Here is a 20,453-nt window from a genome sequence, read left to right as displayed (position 1 = left end):
ACAACGTTTTAAAAGTGAATTTGTTACATAAAAAAACCTCGAAATTTCGAGGTTTTTTATAATTATTTATTTTTTGTAGGTTTTGGAGGAACTGGTAAATCATTACCAGTTCTCTTTTTCCAATCACTATAAGCTTTTTTCGCTTTTAGAATTTCTTTTTCAGATGCATTTGGCATTGGTGGTGGAGGCGGAAGTAATAGTTTTTCCTCTTCTGTTAACTCATCAAGTTTTTTATACCAAATTTTATCTCCTTTTTTAAGTCTAACATAAGGTTTAATAGGATTATCTGGGTAAGGAACTTTGTTTTTATCTACTCTTGGCATTCTAAAATACATACCACCTAAATCAGAAAATTCTCTATCAATTTCTTTTTGTTCGTTTTTTGGTTTAAAGACATAATGTTTACCAGTTGCTTTTAGGTTTTCAAATATTTTATGCTTCTTTTTGTATTCTTCAACAATATCAAGATTTGCTAATTTTCCGTTTTTGTAATATCTGGCAACTCTTTCATCTTTATCAAAAGTGTAGTAATATTTTTGACCATCAATGGTGATAAACCAGTCTTTATGAAATTTCGGGTTTTGTTGAGGTATTTCTTTATTTGGAAAATAAATGTTAGGGAATGGCTGAGCGTTCATTTTCTCTTCTTTAGATAACTTTTTATATAAGCTTTCTAACGTATTTAAATCTTTTAGTTTAATGATGCGTTTTTGAAGGGGTATTTGATTATATTTTTTTGCTAACTTGTTGTATTCTTCTAAATCAGGATTATTTATTTTTAAAAAGAGTTTATTGATATCCTCTAATTTTAACGTAACATCACTTACGCTTTGTTTAGAACTTGTACCTATTGGGGAATCTATATATTCTTTTTTTGGAGCTTCCTCAAGTACTTCAATTATTTCTACTATTTTATCATTAGGTAACTTTCCTTTTAATGGAGTTTGCTTTTTTAATAAAACTTTATGAGGTTTTGGTGATAGCGTAAAATTTTTAAAACTAATCTTATAAATGCCAGACTTTCTTAATTCATTTTTAATATCATTAACAAGATCATAATTTAGATTAGCTTTTGGAGCTGCTTCTAAAATAATATGAGCATTTTCAATATTATTAATTTCAGCATCAATTACTTTTTTTAAATTATTGATATTTGTTGATTGATTTTGTATTATTAACACTCCTTCTTTCTTAATCAAAAGTACATATTCATTCATTTCTGAATTTGACAATACTTTTCTTATAGAAGAATCTTCTTCTACAATAGTTTGTATTGGATCTTCAGTAATTTTAATAACCTCTCGTGCTTCAACTCTTTTTGCAAAGAGGAAAACAAACCCTGCTAATAACGGAATTACCGCCAGTTTTTTTAACAAGATTTGTGTCTGTGAACTTTGTGTTGTCATCATTTTTAATCTTTTTTTAGTTAATGAATAATTCAAATTACTGGCCAAGTAATAGTCGTTTTTCCAAGCAGCTTTATTTAGTAATAAATACTGATATTGAAATGTGTTTTTATGTTGATTGATTACGGTATCATCTGCTAAAAATTCATGATTTAATTTCATCGCTTTTTTTAACAAAATAAAGAATGGGTTTATCCAGAAAACAATCTGAATGATCTCTATAATCAAGATGTCTAATGTATGTTTTTGAGTTACATGCGTTAGTTCGTGCGTAAATAATTCTTGCTCAATTTTTTGATATCTATAATCTTCTTTATTGATAAAAATGTAGTTCCAAAAAGTATGTGGTTGTATTTTATCATCAACCAAAACAAGTTTAGAATTTTGATACGTAATTTTTGTGTTTTCTCTAACTTTATTAAGAATATTGACTAAGTTTTTACCAAATCTTATTAATAATAGAAATGAAACAAAAGCGTAAAAACCTAGAAATACTTGTGTATAATCAATAGATTTTTCTATGATAATTTCTGTTGGATAATCTTCTGATATCATAAATTCAGAAGTAGTTTCTATTGTTTGTAAAACAATAGGAGGAACATCAATATAAATGATATATAAAGGTGCTAAAAAAGAAAATAATATACTGCTTAATAAATAAATACGGTTAAAATTGTGCATTTTTTCTCTTTCTAAAACTAGATGATAGAAAGCTAAAAGTAAAGCCAAACAAGTTGTAGATTTTAGTAAATAGATAATCATTTTTGCTGCTTTTTAATTTGCGAATCAATTACTTTTTTCAATTCTTCTAATTCTTCTGTAGATAAATTTGTTTCTTCCGTAAAAAAAGAAGCAAACTGGCTGGCAGAGTTATTGAAAAAGTTTTTTATCAATCCGTTTACGTGATTAGAAAAATAGTCTGTCTTTTTAATTATTGGATAATATTCTCTCGATTTACCAAACAATTTATAATCAATAAAACCTTTATCTGAAATCCTTTTTAACAAAGTAGCAACTGTAGTAGTTGCAGGTTTTGGTTCCGGAAAATCTTCTAATAATTCTTTTAAAAATGCTTTTTTACGTTTCCATAAATATTGCATTAATTGTTCTTCGGTTTTAGATAATTGCATGATTTCTTATTTTTTACTCTACAAACATAGAATAAAAAATTATATTCTACAAATGTAGAGTTAAAATAAATAGATATTTTGTCTACATTTGTTTCAATATCGTAAAGAAATCAACAATGAAAAATATAATTTTATTACTAAGTCTTGTTTTGTTAAACTCTTGTGCTACAGTTAAATTTAAAGAAAAATGGTTAAAGGAAGAAGCACCAATTAGTTTTAAAGCAAGGTTTGAAACTACAAAAGGTAATTTTGATATTGTTGCAAGAAGACCTTGGTCTCCTAAAGGTGTAGATAGGTTATATCAAATGATAAAACATAATTATTATACAGATGTTGCTATTTTTAGAGTTGTGCCAGAGTTTGTTGCGCAATTTGGTATTCATAACGATAGTATTATAAATAATAGTTGGAGAAAAGGAATTGATGATGAGCCTGCTTTGGCAAAAAATGATTCTATGGCAATTTCTTTTGCTAGAGGCGGAAAAAGAACAAGATCAAACCAAATATTTATCAATTTAAAAGATAATAACCGATTAGATACTATTGAGTATTCTGATGTAAAAGGGTTTCCTGTAATTGCAAAAGTAATTGCTGGGCAAGAAAATATATTGAAGTTTTATGATGGTTACGGAGATAAATTAGGTAGAAGGCAAGATTCTATAAATAAATATGGAAATGCTTTTTTAATGAAAAATTACCCAAAAGTAGATTACATTAAAAAAGCATATATTTTAAAATAAGTTAGTTGATTTTAGTATAAACGTAAAAGTTTGCATCAACTTTAATGTTTTTATCTTTAACAGGTAAAGATTGCCATTTTTGTGTTGGGTAAATCCATTTATTATTACCATCAATATCAATTTTTATAGGCATTTTAAAATTATCTACAACATTTGTCCAACGATATTTAAGAGTATTGTTTTCTATACTATACTCTAATGTTGGTATTTTAATGGTTCTTAAATATTGATTGAAAAAAGGAGCTAAATCAAAACCTGTTTCTGCACTTAAAAAATCTTCAATTTGTTTTGTAGTTACTGTTTGATGGTAAAATGTTTTGTTCATTTTTCTTAAAATAGTACGCCATTTTTCATCATTATCTATCCATTGTCTTAAAGTGTGTAAAATGTTTGCACCTTTGCTATACATGTCTCCAGAACCTTCTTTATTAACATCGTATTTACCTATAATTGTGGCTTTGTTTCTAATAGATTTTCTTTGTCCAATTACATATTCTGAAGCTGCTTTTTTACCGTAATAATAATCTAAAAAGATGTTTTCAGAATAATCTGTAAAACTTTCATGAATCCACATATCTGCAATGTCTTTGTAAGTGATGTTATTTGCAAACCATTCGTGTCCAGATTCATGAATAATGATGTAATCAAATTTTAAACCCCAACCTGTTCCAGATAAATCACGACCTAAATATCCTTTCATAAATTTGTTACCATAAGTAACAGAACTTTGGTGCTCCATACCTAAATAAGGTGTTTCTACCAATTTATATCCATCTTTATAAAATGGGTAAGGACCAAACCAATGCTCAAAAGCTTTCATCATTTTAGGAGCATCTTTAAATTGTTCTTTGGCTTTTTCTAGGTTGTATTTTAAAACATAATAATCCATGTCTAAATCTCCTTTTTCTCCTTTAAAAACTTCAGAAAAATGTGCGTAATCACCAATATTTACGTTTACTCCGTAATTATTAATTGGGTTGTCTACAAACCAATTGTAGGTTTTTGTAGCTCCGTTGTCTTTTACACTTTCTAACCTTCCGTTAGAAACATCCATTAAATTAGAAGGTACTGTAACGCTAATTCTCATACTTTCTACTTCATCATACATATGATCTTTGTTTGGCCACCAAACACTAGCGCCTAAACCTTGGCAAGAAGTAGCAACAAAATGGTTACCATTTTTATCTTTTTTCCAAGAAAAACCACCATCCCAAGGAGCTCTTCTTGCTTCTTTTGGATTTCCTTCATAAAAAACAACAATACTTTCTGTGTTACCAATTGTTTGATCTTTTAATAATTGTACATAATGTGCATTTCCGTTATGAATTACTTTTAACTCTTTGCCATCTTGTGTAACCTTTGTAATGGTTAATGGATCTTGTAAATCAATTTGCATTGATTTGTTTGGTGTTAAAACTTTGTATTTTATGGTGTTTTTTCCAGAAATAAATTTTTCATCTGGTTTTACTTCTATATCTAAATGGTAGTAAGTTAAATCCCACCAAATTCTTTCTGGTGTAATAGAACCTCTAAGTGTGTCTTGTTGTGTAAAGTTGTTTTTTTCACTCATTAAACCTTGAGAGCAAGATTTTAAAGGAAATAAAGCTGTAATTATTAAGATAATAAATAAACAGTTTTTCATGTTAATAAGAGTTTAAAAGTTAAAAATTCCGTTTCAAAAAAATAGAAACGGAATTTTATAAATTATTGTATTTTAAAACCTTTTGCAGGTTTTGCGTTTAAAAGATGGGTTACAAAATAATCCCAACGCTTACGTGTCATGTAGTTATTCATATCTGCATAACCATGTCTTTTGTTAGGAAACAAAATCATATCGAAATCTTTATTTGCTTTTATTAATGCTTCTACAACTAACATGGTGTTAGAAGGCGGAACATTATTATCCATAGAACCATGTGTAATTAGTAGTTTCCCTTTTAAATCTTTGGCAATTAATTGATTTGCTTGGTTGTCGTAATTTGTAGTTCCGTCTGCTTTTCCTTCTAAATTACCATCAACTAAAAGACCTTGCCATTTTTCTCCCCAATCTGCTTCGTAATTTCTATTATCATGGTTTCCTGCACCAGAAACGGCAACATCATAAAAATCTGGATATGCAAAAACAGCTCTTGTAGAAGCAAATCCTCCACCAGAATGTCCCCAAATACCAACTCTTTCAATATCCATTCCTTTATATTTTTTAGCTAATTGTTTAATTGCAGTAATGTTATCTGGTAAACCATTATCGCCCATATTACCATAATAAGCATCATGAAAAGATTTAGATCGCATTGGTGTTCCCATTGCATCTACAGCAACTACAACAAAACCAAGTTCAGAAACTGCCTGAAAATCTCTCCAAACAGGTTTAAAACCATAATTACCAACAGAACCAGATTGTGGACCAGGATAAATGTAGTTTAAAACAGGGTATTTTTTGCTTTCATCATAATCACTTGGTAAAAACATTACTCCGTATAAGTCTGTTTTTTCATCTCTTGCTTTTACAGAAAACTCAACAGGTTCTTGCCAATTTTTAGCTTTTAAAGCCGAAATATCTGCTGTTTCTAAATCCATTATTTTTTCGCCTTTATTATTTCTTAAAACAGAAATAGGAGGCATGGTAGTTGTAGAATAAGTATCTATAAAAGTAGAATAATCATCAGAAAAAACTACTGAATGTGTTCCTTTACTTGGAGTTAAGTTGATAAGGTTTGAGCCATCAAAATTTACAGAATAATAGTAATTATGATACGGATTTCCTTCTTCTTTTCCGCCAGCAACAAAATAGATTTTTCTATTTTTCTCATCAATATTTTTAACTTGTTTAACAATCCAATTACCTGTTGTAATTTGATTTTTTAATTTTTTTGTTGCTAAATCATACAAATAAATATGTCCCCAATTTGTTTTTTCTGAATACCAGATAAACTCATTAGAATCAAATAAAACTTGCCAGTTTTCATTATTTACACCAGATTCGTAATAAGTATCAACTTCTTCTTTATGGATTGATTTTACTACGCCTGTATTTGCATCTGCTATTTGTAAATGCGCGACTTTATGATCTCTAGATCCAGATACAAAAGCAAATTTTGTTCCTTCTTTATTCCATTGTGCATCTAACAATTCATTTCTTCTATTTGCAATATGGTCTGTTGTAGTTCCTCTTTGAAAATCTGCGTCCATTTTTAAACGCACTGTTTTTGGTTTGTTTCCTAAATGAATAATTACACGTTCTATGGTAAAAATTTTGTCATCTCCAGGAAGTGGGTGTTTCCAAGCTTCTAATTTAGGATGACCAACATTTGTAGATGTTAAATACATCATACCAACACCTCTTGCATCTTGCTGAAAAGTAGCAATTTTATCAGAATTAGGAGACCATTTTAAAACAGCTCCGTCACTTTTAATCCAACCAGCATTATTGGTTGCGTAACCGTAATCTTGTTTTCCATCAAAAGTAAGTTGTGTTTTTTTGTTGGTTTCTAAATTACGTACCCAAAGATTGTAATTATCTATATAAGCAGCTAATTTTCCGTTAGGAGAAACATGCTCGTTTCTAGAAGCTCTTTTTAATTTAGATTTTATTTCTGATAGCTCATTTTTTTCTAAATTAAAACTAAAATTTTTTCTAAAAGCACTAAAATAAAGTGTTTTTAAATCGTTAGATAAAGAGGCGCTTCTAAATGGTAAAGCATTTGCTTTTACTTCTTTTTCTAATTTTTCAGATAAAACTTCAGCTAATTTTTGATGGTTAAAAGCTTCTTTTTTTGTTTTAGATTTTGCATCAACTAATAGAAACTTTGTTCCGTCTTTACTTGTTGTTGCGTAGATAAAGTTTGTATTGTTTATAAAGTTAGTTCCTGTAACCTGATTGTAAACTAAACTATATAAATCTCTATCCATATGTGCTGCTGCCGCTTCATATTCGGCAACGGTAAATTCTTTTTGTGTTTCTTCTTTAGCGCAAGAAACAACAAATAAAGACATGCAAAAAAATGCAATAAATTTTAGGTGTGTTGTTTTCATTTATAGATTTGTTATTGGTTTTCTGTTGATGATAATTCTGTAAAATATTGATAGAAATACGGGATTGTTTCAATACCTTTTAAGTAATTCCAAACACCAAAATGTTCGTCTGGAGAGTGTATTGCATCTGAATTTAAACCAAAGCCCATTAAAATAGTTTTACTTTTTAATTCTTGTTCAAACAACGCTACAATAGGTATACTACCACCACTTCTTTGTGGTATTGGTGTTTTGTTAAAAGTAGTTTGGTAAGCTTTACTAGCAGATTTATACCCAATATTATCAATAGGAGTAACATAACCTTGTCCTCCGTGATGTGGCGTTACTTTTACTTTTACTGATTTTGGAGCAATGCTTTCGAAATGCTTTTTGAATAATTTAGTAATTTCTTTCCAATCTTGGTTTGGTACCAAACGCATAGAAATTTTAGCATACGCTTTACTTGCAATTACAGTTTTTGCACCTTCGCCAATATAGCCACCCCAAATTCCGTTTACATCTAAAGTGGGTCTAATTGCATTTCTCTCGTTGGTAGTAAAACCATTTTCTCCATACACATCATCAATTGCTAAGGCAGCTTTGTAATCTTCTAAAGAAAAAGGAGCTTTTGCCATTTCTGATCTTTCTTCGGTAGATAATTCTTCTACATTATCGTAAAAACCAGGAATTGTAATATGATTATTTTCATCGTGTAAAGAAGCAATCATTTTTGTTAAAATATTAATAGGATTTGCAACAGCACCACCATATAAACCAGAATGTAAGTCTCTATTTGGCCCGGTAATTTCTACTTCTACATAACTTAAACCACGTAAACCAGTTGTTATTGACGGAATATCGTTGGCAATCATTCCTGTATCAGAAATTAAAATAACATCATTTGCTAGTTTTTCTTTATTTCTTGGCACAAACCAAGATAAACTTTCTGAGCCAACTTCTTCTTCTCCTTCTATCATAAATTTTACGTTACAAGGTAAATTTCCTGTAGAGGTCATATATTCTAAAGCTTTTACATGCATGTACATTTGCCCTTTATCATCACAAGAGCCACGAGCAAAAATGGCACCTTCTGGATGAATTTCTGTTTTTTTGATAACTGGCTCAAATGGAGGAGAAGTCCAAAGTTCTATTGGGTCTGCAGGTTGTACATCATAATGACCATATACTAAAACGGTTGGTAAATTTTTATCGATAATTTTTTCTCCGTAAATAATTGGGTTTCCAGGAGTGTCGCATAATTCTACTTTGTCGCAACCTGCTTTTTCTAAGCTTTTTTTAACAAAATCTGCAGAAAGTAAGATTTCTTTATTAAAAGCAGCATCTGCACTGATGGAAGGTATTTTTAAAAGTTCAATAAGTTCATCAATAAAACGATTTTTATTATCTTTTATATAAGCTTTTATAGTATTCATTGAAAATGTTTTAAATATTAGTAAAAATAAAAAAATATTATGAACTACTTTGTAATTTAAGATGTTTGTTTATATTTGCAGACCGAATTGCAGGCGTGGTGGAATTGGTAGACACGCTAGACTTAGGATCTAGTGCCGCGAGGTGTGAGAGTTCGAGTCTCTCCGCCTGTACATAAAGAGAAAGCTGACTTTTAAGTCAGCTTTTTTTGTTTAAAATTAGGTTGATTTTGGTAAGAATATTAAACTAAAAAGTATTATCCTTTTTGTTGCATTTAAAAATAGAAAAAGCTTCTCAAAATGAGAAGCTTTTTTACTTATTCATTCTTTGTAATTTTTACAAACAGTTTTTTATCATTTTAACAGCTTGTTCTGCAGTTATATCTCTTTGTGGAGACCCAAACATTTCGTAACCAACCATAAATTTCTTTACAGAAGCACTTCTTAATAAAGGTGGATAAAAACTCATGTGCCAATGCCAATGTTTATTTTCATTTCCGTCTGTTGGAGCTTGATGAATTCCGCTAGAATAAGGAAAAGAAGTATTAAAAATCTTATCGTATGCTTTTGTTAATACAGCAATTGCTTCTCCGTATTGTAAAGTTTCTTCTTCACTCATTTCTAAAATACTAGCTTGATGTTTTTTAGGAACTATCATTGCTTCAAAAGGCCAAATTGCCCAGAAAGGAACTAGAACTACAAAACCATCATTTTCAAAAATAATACGTTCTTTTGTTTCTAATTCTTGTGATAAATAATCGCCTAATAAACTGCTGTTGTTTTTGTTATAGTAATTTAATTGTTGTGTGTTTTTTTTATCAACTTCGTTTGGTAATGTAGATTGACTCCATATTTGTCCGTGTGGATGAGGATTGCTACATCCCATTACACTTCCTTTGTTTTCAAATATCTGAACGTAATTAATTTTAGGATTCTTAGATAATTCGGTATATTCTTTTTGCCATGCAAATACTACTTTTTGAATTTCTGTTGCAGTCATATCTGCCAAACTTTTAGAATGATCTGGACTAAAACAGATTACTTTACAAATACCTGTTTCGCTTTGTGCTTTTAAAAGACCATCGTTAAAATTAAAAGTAGGAGAGTCGTTTTGCAAAGCAGCAAAATCATTTGTAAAAACAAAAACGTCTGTATAATTTGGGTTTACTTCACCATTAATTCTTGTATTTCCAGGACATAAATAACAGTTTTCATCATAAGAAGGTCTTTTTTCGTTGTTAACAGCTTCGTTTTGACCTTGCCAAGGTCTTTTTGCTCTATGAGGAGATACTAAAACCCATTCTCCTGTTAAAATATTAAATCGCTTGTGCGAATAATCTTGTAAGTTTGTATTGCTCATTTTTAATTTTTTAATAGATTATTTAACGATATGAGTTCCTTCTGAAAGTTCAATAAAATACACAGAACAATCATTATTAAATTTTTCTTTATATGCTTTAGATGCAGTTTCTGCAAAAGATTTTGCTTCAGTTTTTGCAACCAAATTAATAGTACAGCCACCAAAACCACCACCCATCATTCTGGCACCTAATACTTTTTTATTTTCTTTTGCTTTTTCAACAAGAAAATCTAACTCATCACAACTAACTTTATATTGATTAGATAAACCATCGTGAGATTTGTAAATTAAAGAACCTAATAATTCTAAATCATTATTTTCTATAGCTTTGGCAGCTTTTATTGTTCTCTCGTTTTCTTGTATAACGTACAATGCTTTTTGATAATTTGTTGGTGTTACCTTATCTGTAACGGTTTCTAAATCTTTTTCTGTAGCATCTCTTAATGCTTTTATGTTTAATAAATCAGAAACTCCTTCGCAAGCAGAACGTCTATCATTATAAGCGCTATCAGATAAACTATGTTTAACATTGGTGTTTATCAACATCAATTGATGATCTTTAAAATCTATTTTGTAGGGTTTAGATGCTACAGCTCTACAGTCTAAATGCAAAGCATTGTCTTTTATACCAAACATACTTGCGTATTGATCCATAATACCACAGTTTACACCTACATAATTATGTTCTGCTTTTTGTGATATCAAAATCATTTCATGTTTTGTAAGTCCTAAGTCAAACAATTCATTTAAACCAAAAACTACACTGTTTTCTAATGCTGCAGAAGATGACATCCCTGCACCAGCAGGAATATTACCTTTAAAAACAATATTAAAATTGCCAATAACTTTGTTTTTATTTTGAATTTCTGCAACAACACCAAAAACATAGTTTTCCCAACTTCCTTCTTTAGAAGGTTTAATTTTATCTAGTTCAAAATCTATTGTACTATCTAAATCTAATGCAATAGCTGTAGAGTAATTAGAATTACTTTTCTGTAAAGCAGCAGCAATTCCTTTATTAACTGCAGCCGGAAATACAAAACCATCATTATAATCTGTATGTTCTCCTATAATATTAATTCTTCCCGGAGAAAAGATTAATAAAGGTTCTGTTTTAAATTTTTTGATGAATGTTTCTTTAACATCCTTTATTAGTGTTGCACTCATTATAACTTAGTTAATCGTTAATTATGTTTATTTTCCATGTAATGGAATATTCTTTTTTTGGTGGTAAAGTTTGCAAGCCTATTTTATTATTAAAACTATTAGAAACACCTGTTGTAGGTTCTATAGCAATAGTATTAGCCCTAGGAGGAGTATAAGCTTGTAAGAAATTTTCTTTAACAGAAGATTGAAAATTTAATTGATAATTAGGTGTGTTAAATACTATTTTATCAGTATTTAAAATCCAGCAATCGTCTAATTTTTGTTCTTTAATTTCTAAATCTATTTTAGATTGAATATTTTCTGTACCAGTAGTAATATTTCTATCTCCAATAATCAACCTTTCTTTACAATCAAAACTTAAATTACTTTCAGATAAATTTTTGCTAATAAAATAAGGATGCCATCCTAAGGTAAAAGGAAAAGTTTTTGAGTCTGTATTTTTAATATCAACTTTTAAAGCTAAAGAATCTTTACGAAAAATATAAGTAACCAAAATTGAATATGTGTAAGGAAAACCCTTTGTTTTTTTGTTTTCTATGTATTCTAATGTAATAGTTGCCTCTGTTTTTGAAACTTCTTTTGATAAAACTGTAAATGTCTTATTATAAACAAAACCGTGTAAGGCATTTTGCTCTTCTTCTTGATTTTTTTCTAATTGATATTCTTTGTTGTCAAAAGAATAAAGGCCATCTTTAATTCTATTTGCAAACGGAAATAAAATAGAAGAAGCATAAGTTGTCTGATATTCTAAAGGAGTTAAATCTTGAATAATAGCACTTTTATTAAGTGTTAATTCTTGTAAACTAGCACCTTGATTTAGATATATTTTTCCGAAAACTGTTTTATCAGTAGTTGTTATTTCTAAAATATTAGTTTCTTTTATGTGGTTTATTTTGTACACGATTTTTTTTAAATTGAGTTTCTAATAATTAACTTACTTGGGTTTTCTATTTTAGAATGTTCTTTATTGATAATCATTTCTGCCAACCTTTTACCCATTTCATTAAAATCTGTAGAGATAGTTGTAATACCACCTTCTACAATTTCTTTTAATAAAGTATCATTAAAAGAAATTACGCCAATATCATCAGTTAATGTTAGGTCTTGACTTTTCATTTTTTTAATAATTCTTAATAAATCTTTATCATCAGGAATTATATATAACTCTCTTTTTTTAAGAGGTTCATCTTTTATTTTATTCAAAATATCAAAAGAAATTTCTTCATTTTCACAATACTTTTTAAAACCGTTTAACATTGTTTTAGGTTGCTTGTTATCAGTAAAAAGAAAGATTAATTTGTCATATTTTTTTACTATTTCAGAAGCTTGCATAAGGTTCTCAAATATTGCTTTTTCAAAATTTTGATAAATTGCAGGATATTCTAATAAATCATCATGTATTTGATCTAAAATATAAACTTTGTCTTTAGGTAATAATTGAATGCTATTGCTTGTTTTTTCTAAGTTAGCAGGCATAATTACATAGTAATTATATTCACCTAAATTGTCATGAATTAATTTATTAAAAATTGTTTCGTTAAAGTGATGAAAGAAAATATCAACCTGAATATTTTTATCTAAATTTTCTAAAAAAGAATTGTATAAATCTTCTTTAAAAGAATTAAGCTCATCAAAAAGTAAAAATATTTTTTGTTGCACTTTAATGTTTTCGCTTGAAACATAATATCCTTTACCAACTACAGATTGAATAATACCTCTATTTTTTAACTCATTAAAAGCAGCTAAAACAGTATCTCTAGAAAGTTTGTTTTCGCTTTTAATTTTATTAATAGAAGGTAATTGATCTCCTTTTTTTAAAACACCAGATAATATTGCAATTTCAATAGAATTGATGATTTGTTTGTATTTAGGTACGCCTATTTCTTTTCTTATTTCTATCATAATACAATACAAATATAAGGTATTTTATTTAAAACCTACTACACCCTACTAGTTTGAAAATATTTTCTAAAAATTGATATTTCTTATAAATTATTATTTATATTTGAATCTTGATAATTAATTAACTAAAAAAATACAATTATGACAGCAGGATTTGAAATGTGGGACTATGTCGTCTTCGTTGCTTACGCCATTTTAATTTTAGGTGTAGGCTTATGGGTTTCTCGTGATAAAGACGGGCATCAAAAAAATGCAGAAGATTACTTTTTGGCAAGTAAATCTTTACCTTGGTGGGCAATTGGTACCTCGTTAATTGCAGCAAACATTTCTGCAGAACAATTTATAGGAATGTCTGGTTCTGGTTTTGCTTTAGGAATTGCAATAGCTTCTTATGAGTGGATGGCGGCTTTAACATTAATAATAGTAGGTAAATATTTTTTGCCGATTTTTATAGAGAAAGGTTTGTATACAATACCAGAATTTGTAGAAAAAAGATTTTCTACAAACTTAAAAACAATTTTAGCAGTGTTTTGGTTGGCGTTATACATCTTTGTAAATCTTGCCTCTGTTTTGTATTTGGGAGGTTTAGCAATAGAAACAATAATGGGTATAGATATGATGTATGCAATTATTGGTTTAGCTCTTTTTGCTGCAGCATACTCTTTATATGGTGGTTTATCTGCTGTTGCTTGGACGGATGTTATACAAGTTGTTTTCTTAGTGTTAGGAGGATTAATTACTACATATTTAGCTTTAAACACAGTTTCTGGAGGAGAAGGAGTTTTAGCAGGATTCTCTAAGGTTTGGGAAGCTGCACCAGAAAAATTTCATATGATTTTAGAAGAAACAAATGAAAACTATGTAAACTTACCTGGTATTTGGGTATTAGTTGGTGGTTTGTGGGTTGCTAACTTATATTACTGGGGATTTAATCAATATATTATACAAAGAACTTTAGCTGCTAAATCTTTAAAAGAATCTCAAAAAGGAATTTTATTGGCAGCATTTTTAAAATTAATTATTCCTTTAATTGTTGTTATTCCTGGTATTGCTGCTTATGTAATGGTAAACGATCCATCAATTATGGCTAATTTAGGTGAGGTTGGTATGCTAAATGTACCATCTGCAGAACAGGCAGATAAAGCTTATCCTTGGTTATTACAATTTTTACCAACAGGTCTTAAAGGTGTTGCTTTTGCAGCATTAGCAGCAGCAGTTGTTTCTTCTTTAGCTTCTATGTTAAACTCTACATCTACCATTTTTACAATGGATATTTATAAGCAATATATTAACAAAAATGCAAATGATAAAACTACTGTAAATGTTGGACGAATTTCTGCAGGAGTTTCATTGTTAATAGCTGTTATTGTAGCACCTCTTTTAGGAGGAATTGATCAAGCATTTCAATTTATACAAGAATATACGGGTGTTGTAAGTCCTGGTATTTTAGGAGTTTTCTTATTAGGTTTATTTTGGAAAAAAACAACTAATAATGCTGCAATTTGGGGAGCAATTTTATCAATACCAATTGCTTTAGCATTAAAGTTTTTACCTATTCCGGTATTTGAGCCATGGATGCATCAAATGGGAATAACTACCATTTTAACAATTGTAATTATTATGGTGTTAAGTAACCTACAAAATAAAGGAGCAGATGATGCGAAAGGAATTGAAATTTCTAAAAATTTATTTAAGACTTCACCATTATTTAATATTGGTTCTATTGTTGTTTGTATCTTATTAACTGTATTGTATTGTTTGTTTTGGTAAGAACCACAAATTGCGTTTAGTTGAAAATCGTCTAAAGAAATTTAGACGATTTTTTTTGTTTATAATTAATATATCTAAGCTTAAAATGAATCTTCTTAATATAGATGTATTTAAAGTTTTTGTAAAATTAAATCCAAAGAAGAAGTAAGTATTTGAATGTGTAAAACATGATTGTTTTTATTTGTAATGAAATTATTCTAGGGCAGTTTTTTTAAGGAGTTGTTATAAAAAAAATAGACTTCTAGTTTGTTCCCCTTTTTTTATGATGATAGAGGTTTCTTTAATTGTTTATACAACTGTTTAAATAATTAAAAAGCCTGATAACTTTATTATCAGGCTTTTTACTATTATGTTATTTAAAAGTAAACTATTAATGTTTTACAATTGCATTGTATGTGTTATTCATTTTTAATTCACTTAAAACATTTAATGCTTCCGAAATATATATGTCTTGAGATAAACTTTTATGCCATGCAACACGTTTGTCAGCTAAAACAGGATCTTCTTTAAGCGATGGAAGTTCGTACGTAGGTGATGTAAAAGTTAAGTTTGATGTATAATCAAAAACGGTATCAAATTTTTCTACTTCTTTTTCTTGATTACTTTTTTCTTCTGCAAAAGATTTATAGTTTAAAGAGAAAACTGTATCATCTTGGTTTTCTTTTAACCACTTAGCGTATTCGTTAATTAAATTGAATTTTTTATTCTCTGCAATTCTTTTTTTGCTGTTAGATATTACATCTGCAAAATTTTGGTATGAATTTGTTTGATTGTAGTTTGCTCTTTTAACTTTATCCCAAGGCAAAGCTCCCTCTAAATCTCTTTCACCAAACTTCATATAACTATATTTGTTAGGCATAGCAATATCAGAATAAACACCTTCTATTTGCGTAGTTCCTCCGTTTATTCTATAAAATTTTTGAATAGTCATTTTTATAGCTCCTAAATCCTCATCAAATTTAGTAAACTGATTAATTGGTAGTACACTTTGTACGGTACCTTTTCCGTAAGTTTGATTTCCTCCCATTACAACAGCTCTTCCGTAATCTTGCATTGCAGCAGCAAAAATTTCTGATGCAGAAGCAGAAAATTCATTCACTAGAAGAACTACAGAACCATCCCATTGAACTTTAGGGTCTACATCTTCTTTAATAATAGGATCTTGATCTCTATATTTTACTTGTACAATTGGTCCTTTATCAATAAATAAACCAGAAATTTCTATTGCAGTTTTTAAAGATCCTCCACCATTATTTCTTAAATCTATTATTAAACCGGTAACACCTTCACCTTTTAATCTTTCAATTTCTTGTTCCATATCTTTGGCAGAATCTCTATAGTTTTCATCATCAAAACTAATATAGAATTTAGGTAAATCTATAACACCAAACTTTTTACCATCTTTTTCTACAATACTCGATTTTACAAAAGTTTCTTCTAGTTCTACAACATCTCTAATAATAGAAATTACTTTGGTAGAACCGTCAAGTTTTTTCTTAACAGTTAATCTAACTTCTGTTCCTTTTTTTCCTTTAATAAATTTAATTGCATCATCTAAACGCATACCTACAATATCTAAAGGCTCTTCATTGCCTTGAGCAACTTCTAATATAATATCTTCAGGCTCTAATTCTCCTTGTTTCCATGCAGGTCCTCCAGAAACTAATTCGTAAACATGAGTAAATACTCCTTTTTGCACTAATCTAGCTCCAATTCCTTCTAGTTTTCCAGACATATCTTGGTCAAAACGCTCTTTTATGTTAGCTGGCATGTAAGTTGAATGAGGGTCAAAAGCACCTACAACACTATTTAAAAACGTAGAAAACCAATCATCATTTTCTAATTCTTCTATTCTGTAGTACAATTCATCCATGCTTTTAAGAACTTCTAAACGAGATTCTTTTTCTAGTTCTTTAAAACTTTTAACTTTAGTTTTAGGATCTTTTTCTAGCGCTGCATTTTGTTTTTCTGTTTTACTTTGAATTCTTGCTAGAGTGCTTAATTTTAATTGTTTACGCCAATAGTCAATCAGTTCGTTTTCATTTTTAGCAAAAGGCATTTTTTCATAATCTACATCAATATTTTCATTTTTTCTAAAATTAAAAGATTGTGCTAATAAACCGCCATAGTAAGATTTTGCATTTTTAATTTTAGACTGAAATCTGCTATAAACAAGATTGTAAAAAGAAATATCCTCATTTAGTAACTGGTCGTCTATTTTGTATTTATATTTAGAAAACTCTTTAAGATCATCTTGGGTAAAATATCTCTTATTTGGGTCTAATCCATTAATAAACTCATTGTATACATATTCAGAAAAATCATCATTAATATCTTTTACTACATAATGACTTCTTGTAAGAATGTTTCTAAGTATATATATAATTAATTTATCTTTATCAGAATCTGGTTCTATTATAGTATTAGTTGCTTTAAGTTGTAAGCTATTAAAAAGTAAAGTTAATGCTATTAAGAATGTTGTTATTTGATATTTCGTCTTCATAAATCTTCTGTCGTAATTTGTTTAATTTCCTATAATTTCTCTTAGTATCCTGCTAATTTACTAAAATAATGCCAAACTTTTTTCTAAGTATTACCTTATGTTATTTTTAACACAGATAATGGATTTTTATAGATATTTTTTTAAATTTAATATAAAAAAGTAGGTAAGAGAACTACAATATTACATAAAATACACAAAGAAAGTTCTTTATAAAGTGTTAAAAAGATTATCACATAAAATCAATTATATTTGTATTAAAATATAGAAAATGCAAGACAAACCTTTAATTTTAGTTACAAATGATGATGGGATAACGGCTCCTGGTTTAAGAGCGTTAATTAGGATAATGAATAAAATAGGTGAAGTTATAGTTGTAGCACCAGATAGTCCACAAAGTGGTATGGGACATGCTATTACTGTAGATAATATGCTAACATGTAACCCGATAACTATTGATGACGGACCTCAATTAGAATATACTTGTTCTGGTACTCCTGCAGATTGCGTAAAATTAGCTGTTAATGAGATTTTAAATAGAAAACCAGATTTATGTGTTTCTGGTATTAACCATGGTTCTAATTCATCTATTAATGTAATATATTCTGGTACAATGAGTGCTGCAATAGAAGCTGGTATAGAAGGGATTCCTGCAATAGGATTTTCTTTATTAGATTTTAAATGGCATGCAAATTTTAAAGCATCAGAAGAATATGTAAAAAATATTACATTAAATGCATTGTTAAACGGAATACCAGACGGAGTTGTATTAAATGTAAATATTCCTAAGTTAAAAAAGGAAGAAATAAAAGGTGTTAAAATCTGTAGACAAGCAAATGGTTATTGGAAAGAAGATTTTGATAAACGAAAAAACCCAATGGGTAAAGAGTATTATTGGCTTTCTGGAGAATTTGTAAATAAGGATAAAGGACAAGATACAGATGTGTATGCTTTAGAAAGTGGATACGTTTCCGTTGTACCTGTTCAGTTTGATATGACAGCACATCACATGATTCAAAAATTGAATTCTTGGGAACTATAAAAAAAGAAATTTTAATAGGATTTTTAGTTTCGTTTGTAGCAACTTTTGGCGGAATTTTCTTGTATTTAGAATATTTTTCTAGATACGGTTTTTATGAAACATTAGATTTTGTAAAAGAAGGCAAATTGTATGGTAAATTATTGTCTTTAGCCGCAATTCCTAATTTATTTGTGTTTTTTATTTACATCAAAAAAAAACAAGATAACAGGGCAAAAGGGGTTTTGTTTGCTACAATTTTAATAGCATTAACCACTTTAATTTTAAAATTTTTCTAATTTATGAAATATTACATTATTGCAGGTGAAGCTTCTGGTGATTTGCATGGTTCTAACTTAATGAAAGCTTTATATAAAGAAGATGCAAATGCAGATATTCGTTTTTGGGGAGGAGATTTAATGCAAAGTGTAGGAGGAGTTTTGGTAAGCCATTATAAAGAAAGAGCTTTTATGGGTTTTTTTGAGGTTTTAAAAAATCTTTCTAAAGTTTTAGGTTTTATTAAATTTTGTAAACAAGATATTTCTAAATTTAAACCAGATACAATTATTTTTATAGATAATTCTGGCTTTAATCTTAGAGTAGCAAAATGGGCAAAACAACAAGGTTTTACAACTAATTATTACATTTCTCCGCAAGTTTGGGCAAGTAGAGCAAGTAGGGTAAAAGACATTAAGAGAGATGTAGATAATATGTTTGTTATTTTACCTTTCGAAAAAGAATTTTATAAAAAATACAATTACGATGCAACTTTTGTTGGCCATCCTTTAATTGATGGAATTGCTGGTAGAAAACAAGTTAATGACCAAGAATTTAGAAAAGAGTATAATTTAGGAAACGAAAAAATAATAGCACTTTTACCAGGTAGTAGAAAGCAAGAAATTACAAAAATGTTGTCTGTAATGTTGTCTTTATTAGATGATTTTTCAGATTATAAATTTGTTATAGCAGGTGCGCCAAGTCAAGATTATAGCTTTTATCAACAAATTATTGGTACAAAAAAAGTAAGCTTTATTAATAATAAAACATACGATTTACTTAGCATTTCTTATGCCGCTTTAGTTGCTTCTGGTACGGCAACTTTAGAGACAGCTTTGTTTAAAGTGCCGCAAGTTGTTTGTTATAAAGGGAGTACTATTTCTTATCAAATAGCAAAAAGAATTATTACATTAAAGTTTATTTCTTTGGTAAACTTAATTATGGATAAAGAAGTTGTTAAAGAGTTGATTCAGAATGATTTTAATTATAAAAACTTAAAGCAAGAATTGATTAAAATACTTGATGAAACGCATAGGAAAAAATTGTTTTTAGAATATTATGATTTAGAAAAAAAATTAGGAGGCAAAGGAGCATCTAATAAAGTAGCTAAACAAATAGTTACGAACTTAAAAAAACAAAAATGATATAGAAGTAAAAAATTGCATAAAATGAAAAAGGGAAAAAAGAAATTATTTTTAATGATTGCTGTAGCATTAATGATATCTTCTTGTTCTTCTACAAAGAAAGTTGTTAAAAAAAGAGAAAAAAATGTTGTTACAGCAGAAAACAAAATTGAAAAAACTTTACAAAAAGAAGATAAATATTTAGTAAAAGTAGATAGTATTTTAGCAAATGCCTATAAATTTATAAACGTTCCTTATAAATATGGCGGAACTACAAAAAAAGGTATGGATTGTTCTGGTTTGGTGTATGTTGCATTTAAAAGTCAGAATTATAAAATGCCTAGAGTAACTAGAGAGATGGCTAAAATAGGAAAAGAAGTTTCTTTAGATGAAGTAAAAAAAGGAGATTTGCTTTTCTTTGATACAAAGAAAACTAATAAGAAAATTAACCATGTAGGTTTGGTGGTTTCTAAAAAAGAGGAAGAAATTCTTTTTATAAATAGCACAACCTCTAAAGGTGTTATTATATCTTCTTTATTAAGTGCTTATTGGAAAAATACTTTTGTAAAAGCAATGTCTGTTTTTAGATAAAATAGTAGTAAATTTAGCTAACTATGAA

General features: G+C 28.6%; 16 protein-coding genes and 1 tRNA gene. 7 read left to right on the top strand and 10 right to left on the bottom strand.

All coding sequences use genetic code 11. From position 1 onward, the window contains the following. Positions 1 to 62 precede the first annotated feature (62 nt). Complete coding sequence (locus KI686_RS06365) at positions 63 to 2,168, bottom strand: M56 family metallopeptidase (protein ID WP_237588434.1); 2,106 nt, start codon at positions 2,166 to 2,168, stop codon at positions 63 to 65. Next, complete coding sequence (locus KI686_RS06360) at positions 2,165 to 2,536, bottom strand: BlaI/MecI/CopY family transcriptional regulator (protein WP_237588433.1); 372 nt, start codon at positions 2,534 to 2,536, stop codon at positions 2,165 to 2,167. The genes KI686_RS06365 and KI686_RS06360 overlap by 4 nt, the downstream gene beginning before the upstream one ends. A gap of 116 nt (positions 2,537 to 2,652) precedes the next feature. Here KI686_RS06360 and KI686_RS06355 point away from each other — a divergent pair, with 116 nt between their 5' ends. After that, positions 2,653 to 3,276, top strand: coding sequence for a peptidylprolyl isomerase (locus KI686_RS06355; protein ID WP_237588432.1), 624 nt, complete (start codon positions 2,653 to 2,655; stop codon positions 3,274 to 3,276). Between the two features lies 1 nt (position 3,277). Here KI686_RS06355 and KI686_RS06350 read toward each other — a convergent pair whose 3' ends face one another. From KI686_RS06350 to KI686_RS06340, 3 genes are all read right to left on the bottom strand, one after another. Beyond that, positions 3,278 to 4,918: a M1 family metallopeptidase gene (locus KI686_RS06350; protein ID WP_237588431.1), complete on the bottom strand. Its 1,641-nt coding sequence runs from the start codon at positions 4,916 to 4,918 to the stop codon at positions 3,278 to 3,280. Positions 4,919 to 4,980: 62 nt separating this feature from the next. Beyond that, positions 4,981 to 7,308: a S9 family peptidase gene (locus tag KI686_RS06345; protein WP_237588430.1), complete on the bottom strand. Its 2,328-nt coding sequence runs from the start codon at positions 7,306 to 7,308 to the stop codon at positions 4,981 to 4,983. An 11-nt stretch (positions 7,309 to 7,319) separates the two neighbouring features. Continuing rightward, positions 7,320 to 8,720 carry a dipeptidase gene (locus KI686_RS06340; RefSeq protein WP_237588429.1) on the bottom strand — a complete coding sequence of 467 codons (1,401 nt, stop codon included), beginning with the start codon at positions 8,718 to 8,720 and terminating at the stop codon, positions 7,320 to 7,322. 89 nt (positions 8,721 to 8,809) lie between these two features. On the opposite strand from KI686_RS06340, the gene KI686_RS06335 reads away from it, so the two are divergent. Beyond that, positions 8,810 to 8,891, top strand: a tRNA-Leu gene (locus tag KI686_RS06335). 163 nt (positions 8,892 to 9,054) lie between these two features. Here the strand turns inward: KI686_RS06335 and KI686_RS06330 are convergent. Genes KI686_RS06330 through KI686_RS06315 form a run of 4 tightly spaced genes read right to left on the bottom strand, consistent with a single transcriptional unit; the run spans position 9,055 to position 13,146 of the window. Then, positions 9,055 to 10,077 carry a UDP-glucose--hexose-1-phosphate uridylyltransferase gene (locus tag KI686_RS06330; protein ID WP_237588428.1) on the bottom strand — a complete coding sequence of 341 codons (1,023 nt, stop codon included), beginning with the start codon at positions 10,075 to 10,077 and terminating at the stop codon, positions 9,055 to 9,057. 18 nt (positions 10,078 to 10,095) lie between these two features. Next, positions 10,096 to 11,244: a galactokinase gene (gene galK, locus KI686_RS06325; protein WP_237588427.1), complete on the bottom strand. Its 1,149-nt coding sequence runs from the start codon at positions 11,242 to 11,244 to the stop codon at positions 10,096 to 10,098. A gap of 10 nt (positions 11,245 to 11,254) precedes the next feature. Next, complete coding sequence (locus tag KI686_RS06320) at positions 11,255 to 12,145, bottom strand: aldose 1-epimerase (RefSeq protein ID WP_237588426.1); 891 nt, start codon at positions 12,143 to 12,145, stop codon at positions 11,255 to 11,257. 8 nt (positions 12,146 to 12,153) lie between these two features. Next, on the bottom strand, positions 12,154 to 13,146 hold the full coding sequence (locus tag KI686_RS06315) for a GntR family transcriptional regulator (RefSeq protein ID WP_237588425.1): 993 nt from the start codon (positions 13,144 to 13,146) through the stop codon (positions 12,154 to 12,156). A 141-nt stretch (positions 13,147 to 13,287) separates the two neighbouring features. Between KI686_RS06315 and KI686_RS06310 the strand changes: the two genes are divergently transcribed. After that, entirely contained in the window at positions 13,288 to 14,916 is a 1,629-nt protein-coding gene (locus KI686_RS06310; RefSeq protein ID WP_237588424.1) for a sodium/sugar symporter, read from the top strand. Between the two features lie 370 nt (positions 14,917 to 15,286). Here the strand turns inward: KI686_RS06310 and KI686_RS06305 are convergent, their stop codons facing one another. Further along, complete coding sequence (locus KI686_RS06305; RefSeq protein ID WP_237588423.1) at positions 15,287 to 17,419, bottom strand: carboxy terminal-processing peptidase; 2,133 nt, start codon at positions 17,417 to 17,419, stop codon at positions 15,287 to 15,289. 268 nt (positions 17,420 to 17,687) lie between these two features. Here KI686_RS06305 and surE point away from each other — a divergent pair, with 268 nt between their 5' ends. Genes surE through KI686_RS06285 form a run of 4 tightly spaced genes read left to right on the top strand, consistent with a single transcriptional unit; the run spans position 17,688 to position 20,425 of the window. Beyond that, a complete protein-coding gene (gene surE / locus KI686_RS06300) occupies positions 17,688 to 18,458 on the top strand; it encodes a 5'/3'-nucleotidase SurE (RefSeq protein ID WP_237588422.1) in 771 nt (256 codons plus the stop codon). Further along, complete coding sequence (locus KI686_RS06295) at positions 18,446 to 18,733, top strand: hypothetical protein (protein ID WP_237588421.1); 288 nt, start codon at positions 18,446 to 18,448, stop codon at positions 18,731 to 18,733. The genes surE and KI686_RS06295 overlap by 13 nt, the downstream gene beginning before the upstream one ends. A 3-nt stretch (positions 18,734 to 18,736) precedes the next feature. Beyond that, positions 18,737 to 19,855, top strand: coding sequence for a lipid-A-disaccharide synthase (gene lpxB / locus KI686_RS06290; RefSeq protein WP_237588420.1), 1,119 nt, complete (start codon positions 18,737 to 18,739; stop codon positions 19,853 to 19,855). Between the two features lie 24 nt (positions 19,856 to 19,879). Continuing rightward, a complete protein-coding gene (locus tag KI686_RS06285) occupies positions 19,880 to 20,425 on the top strand; it encodes a C40 family peptidase (protein WP_237588419.1) in 546 nt (181 codons plus the stop codon). Positions 20,426 to 20,453: the final 28 nt, after the last annotated feature.

This window comes from Polaribacter sargassicola (assembly GCF_021991835.1).
Lineage (GTDB): Bacteria > Bacteroidota > Bacteroidia > Flavobacteriales > Flavobacteriaceae > Polaribacter > Polaribacter sargassicola.
Note: the sequence above shows the minus strand (reverse complement) of the source record. Positions and strands in the feature narration are given on the sequence as shown.

Bases quoted from the DNA above. Each gene is read 5' to 3' on its own strand.
- KI686_RS06365 (WP_237588434.1), bottom strand. From the start codon at position 2,168: ATGATTATCTATTTACTAAAATCTACAACTTGTTTGGCTTTACTTTTA.
- KI686_RS06360 (WP_237588433.1), bottom strand. From the start codon at position 2,536: ATGCAATTATCTAAAACCGAAGAACAATTAATGCAATATTTATGGAAA.
- KI686_RS06355 (WP_237588432.1), top strand. From the start codon at position 2,653: ATGAAAAATATAATTTTATTACTAAGTCTTGTTTTGTTAAACTCTTGT.
- KI686_RS06350 (WP_237588431.1), bottom strand. From the start codon at position 4,918: ATGAAAAACTGTTTATTTATTATCTTAATAATTACAGCTTTATTTCCT.
- KI686_RS06345 (WP_237588430.1), bottom strand. From the start codon at position 7,308: ATGAAAACAACACACCTAAAATTTATTGCATTTTTTTGCATGTCTTTA.
- KI686_RS06340 (WP_237588429.1), bottom strand. From the start codon at position 8,720: ATGAATACTATAAAAGCTTATATAAAAGATAATAAAAATCGTTTTATT.
- KI686_RS06330 (WP_237588428.1), bottom strand. From the start codon at position 10,077: ATGAGCAATACAAACTTACAAGATTATTCGCACAAGCGATTTAATATT.
- galK (WP_237588427.1), bottom strand. From the start codon at position 11,244: ATGAGTGCAACACTAATAAAGGATGTTAAAGAAACATTCATCAAAAAA.
- KI686_RS06315 (WP_237588425.1), bottom strand. From the start codon at position 13,146: ATGATAGAAATAAGAAAAGAAATAGGCGTACCTAAATACAAACAAATC.
- KI686_RS06310 (WP_237588424.1), top strand. From the start codon at position 13,288: ATGACAGCAGGATTTGAAATGTGGGACTATGTCGTCTTCGTTGCTTAC.
- KI686_RS06305 (WP_237588423.1), bottom strand. From the start codon at position 17,419: ATGAAGACGAAATATCAAATAACAACATTCTTAATAGCATTAACTTTA.
- surE (WP_237588422.1), top strand. From the start codon at position 17,688: ATGCAAGACAAACCTTTAATTTTAGTTACAAATGATGATGGGATAACG.
- lpxB (WP_237588420.1), top strand. From the start codon at position 18,737: ATGAAATATTACATTATTGCAGGTGAAGCTTCTGGTGATTTGCATGGT.
- KI686_RS06285 (WP_237588419.1), top strand. From the start codon at position 19,880: ATGAAAAAGGGAAAAAAGAAATTATTTTTAATGATTGCTGTAGCATTA.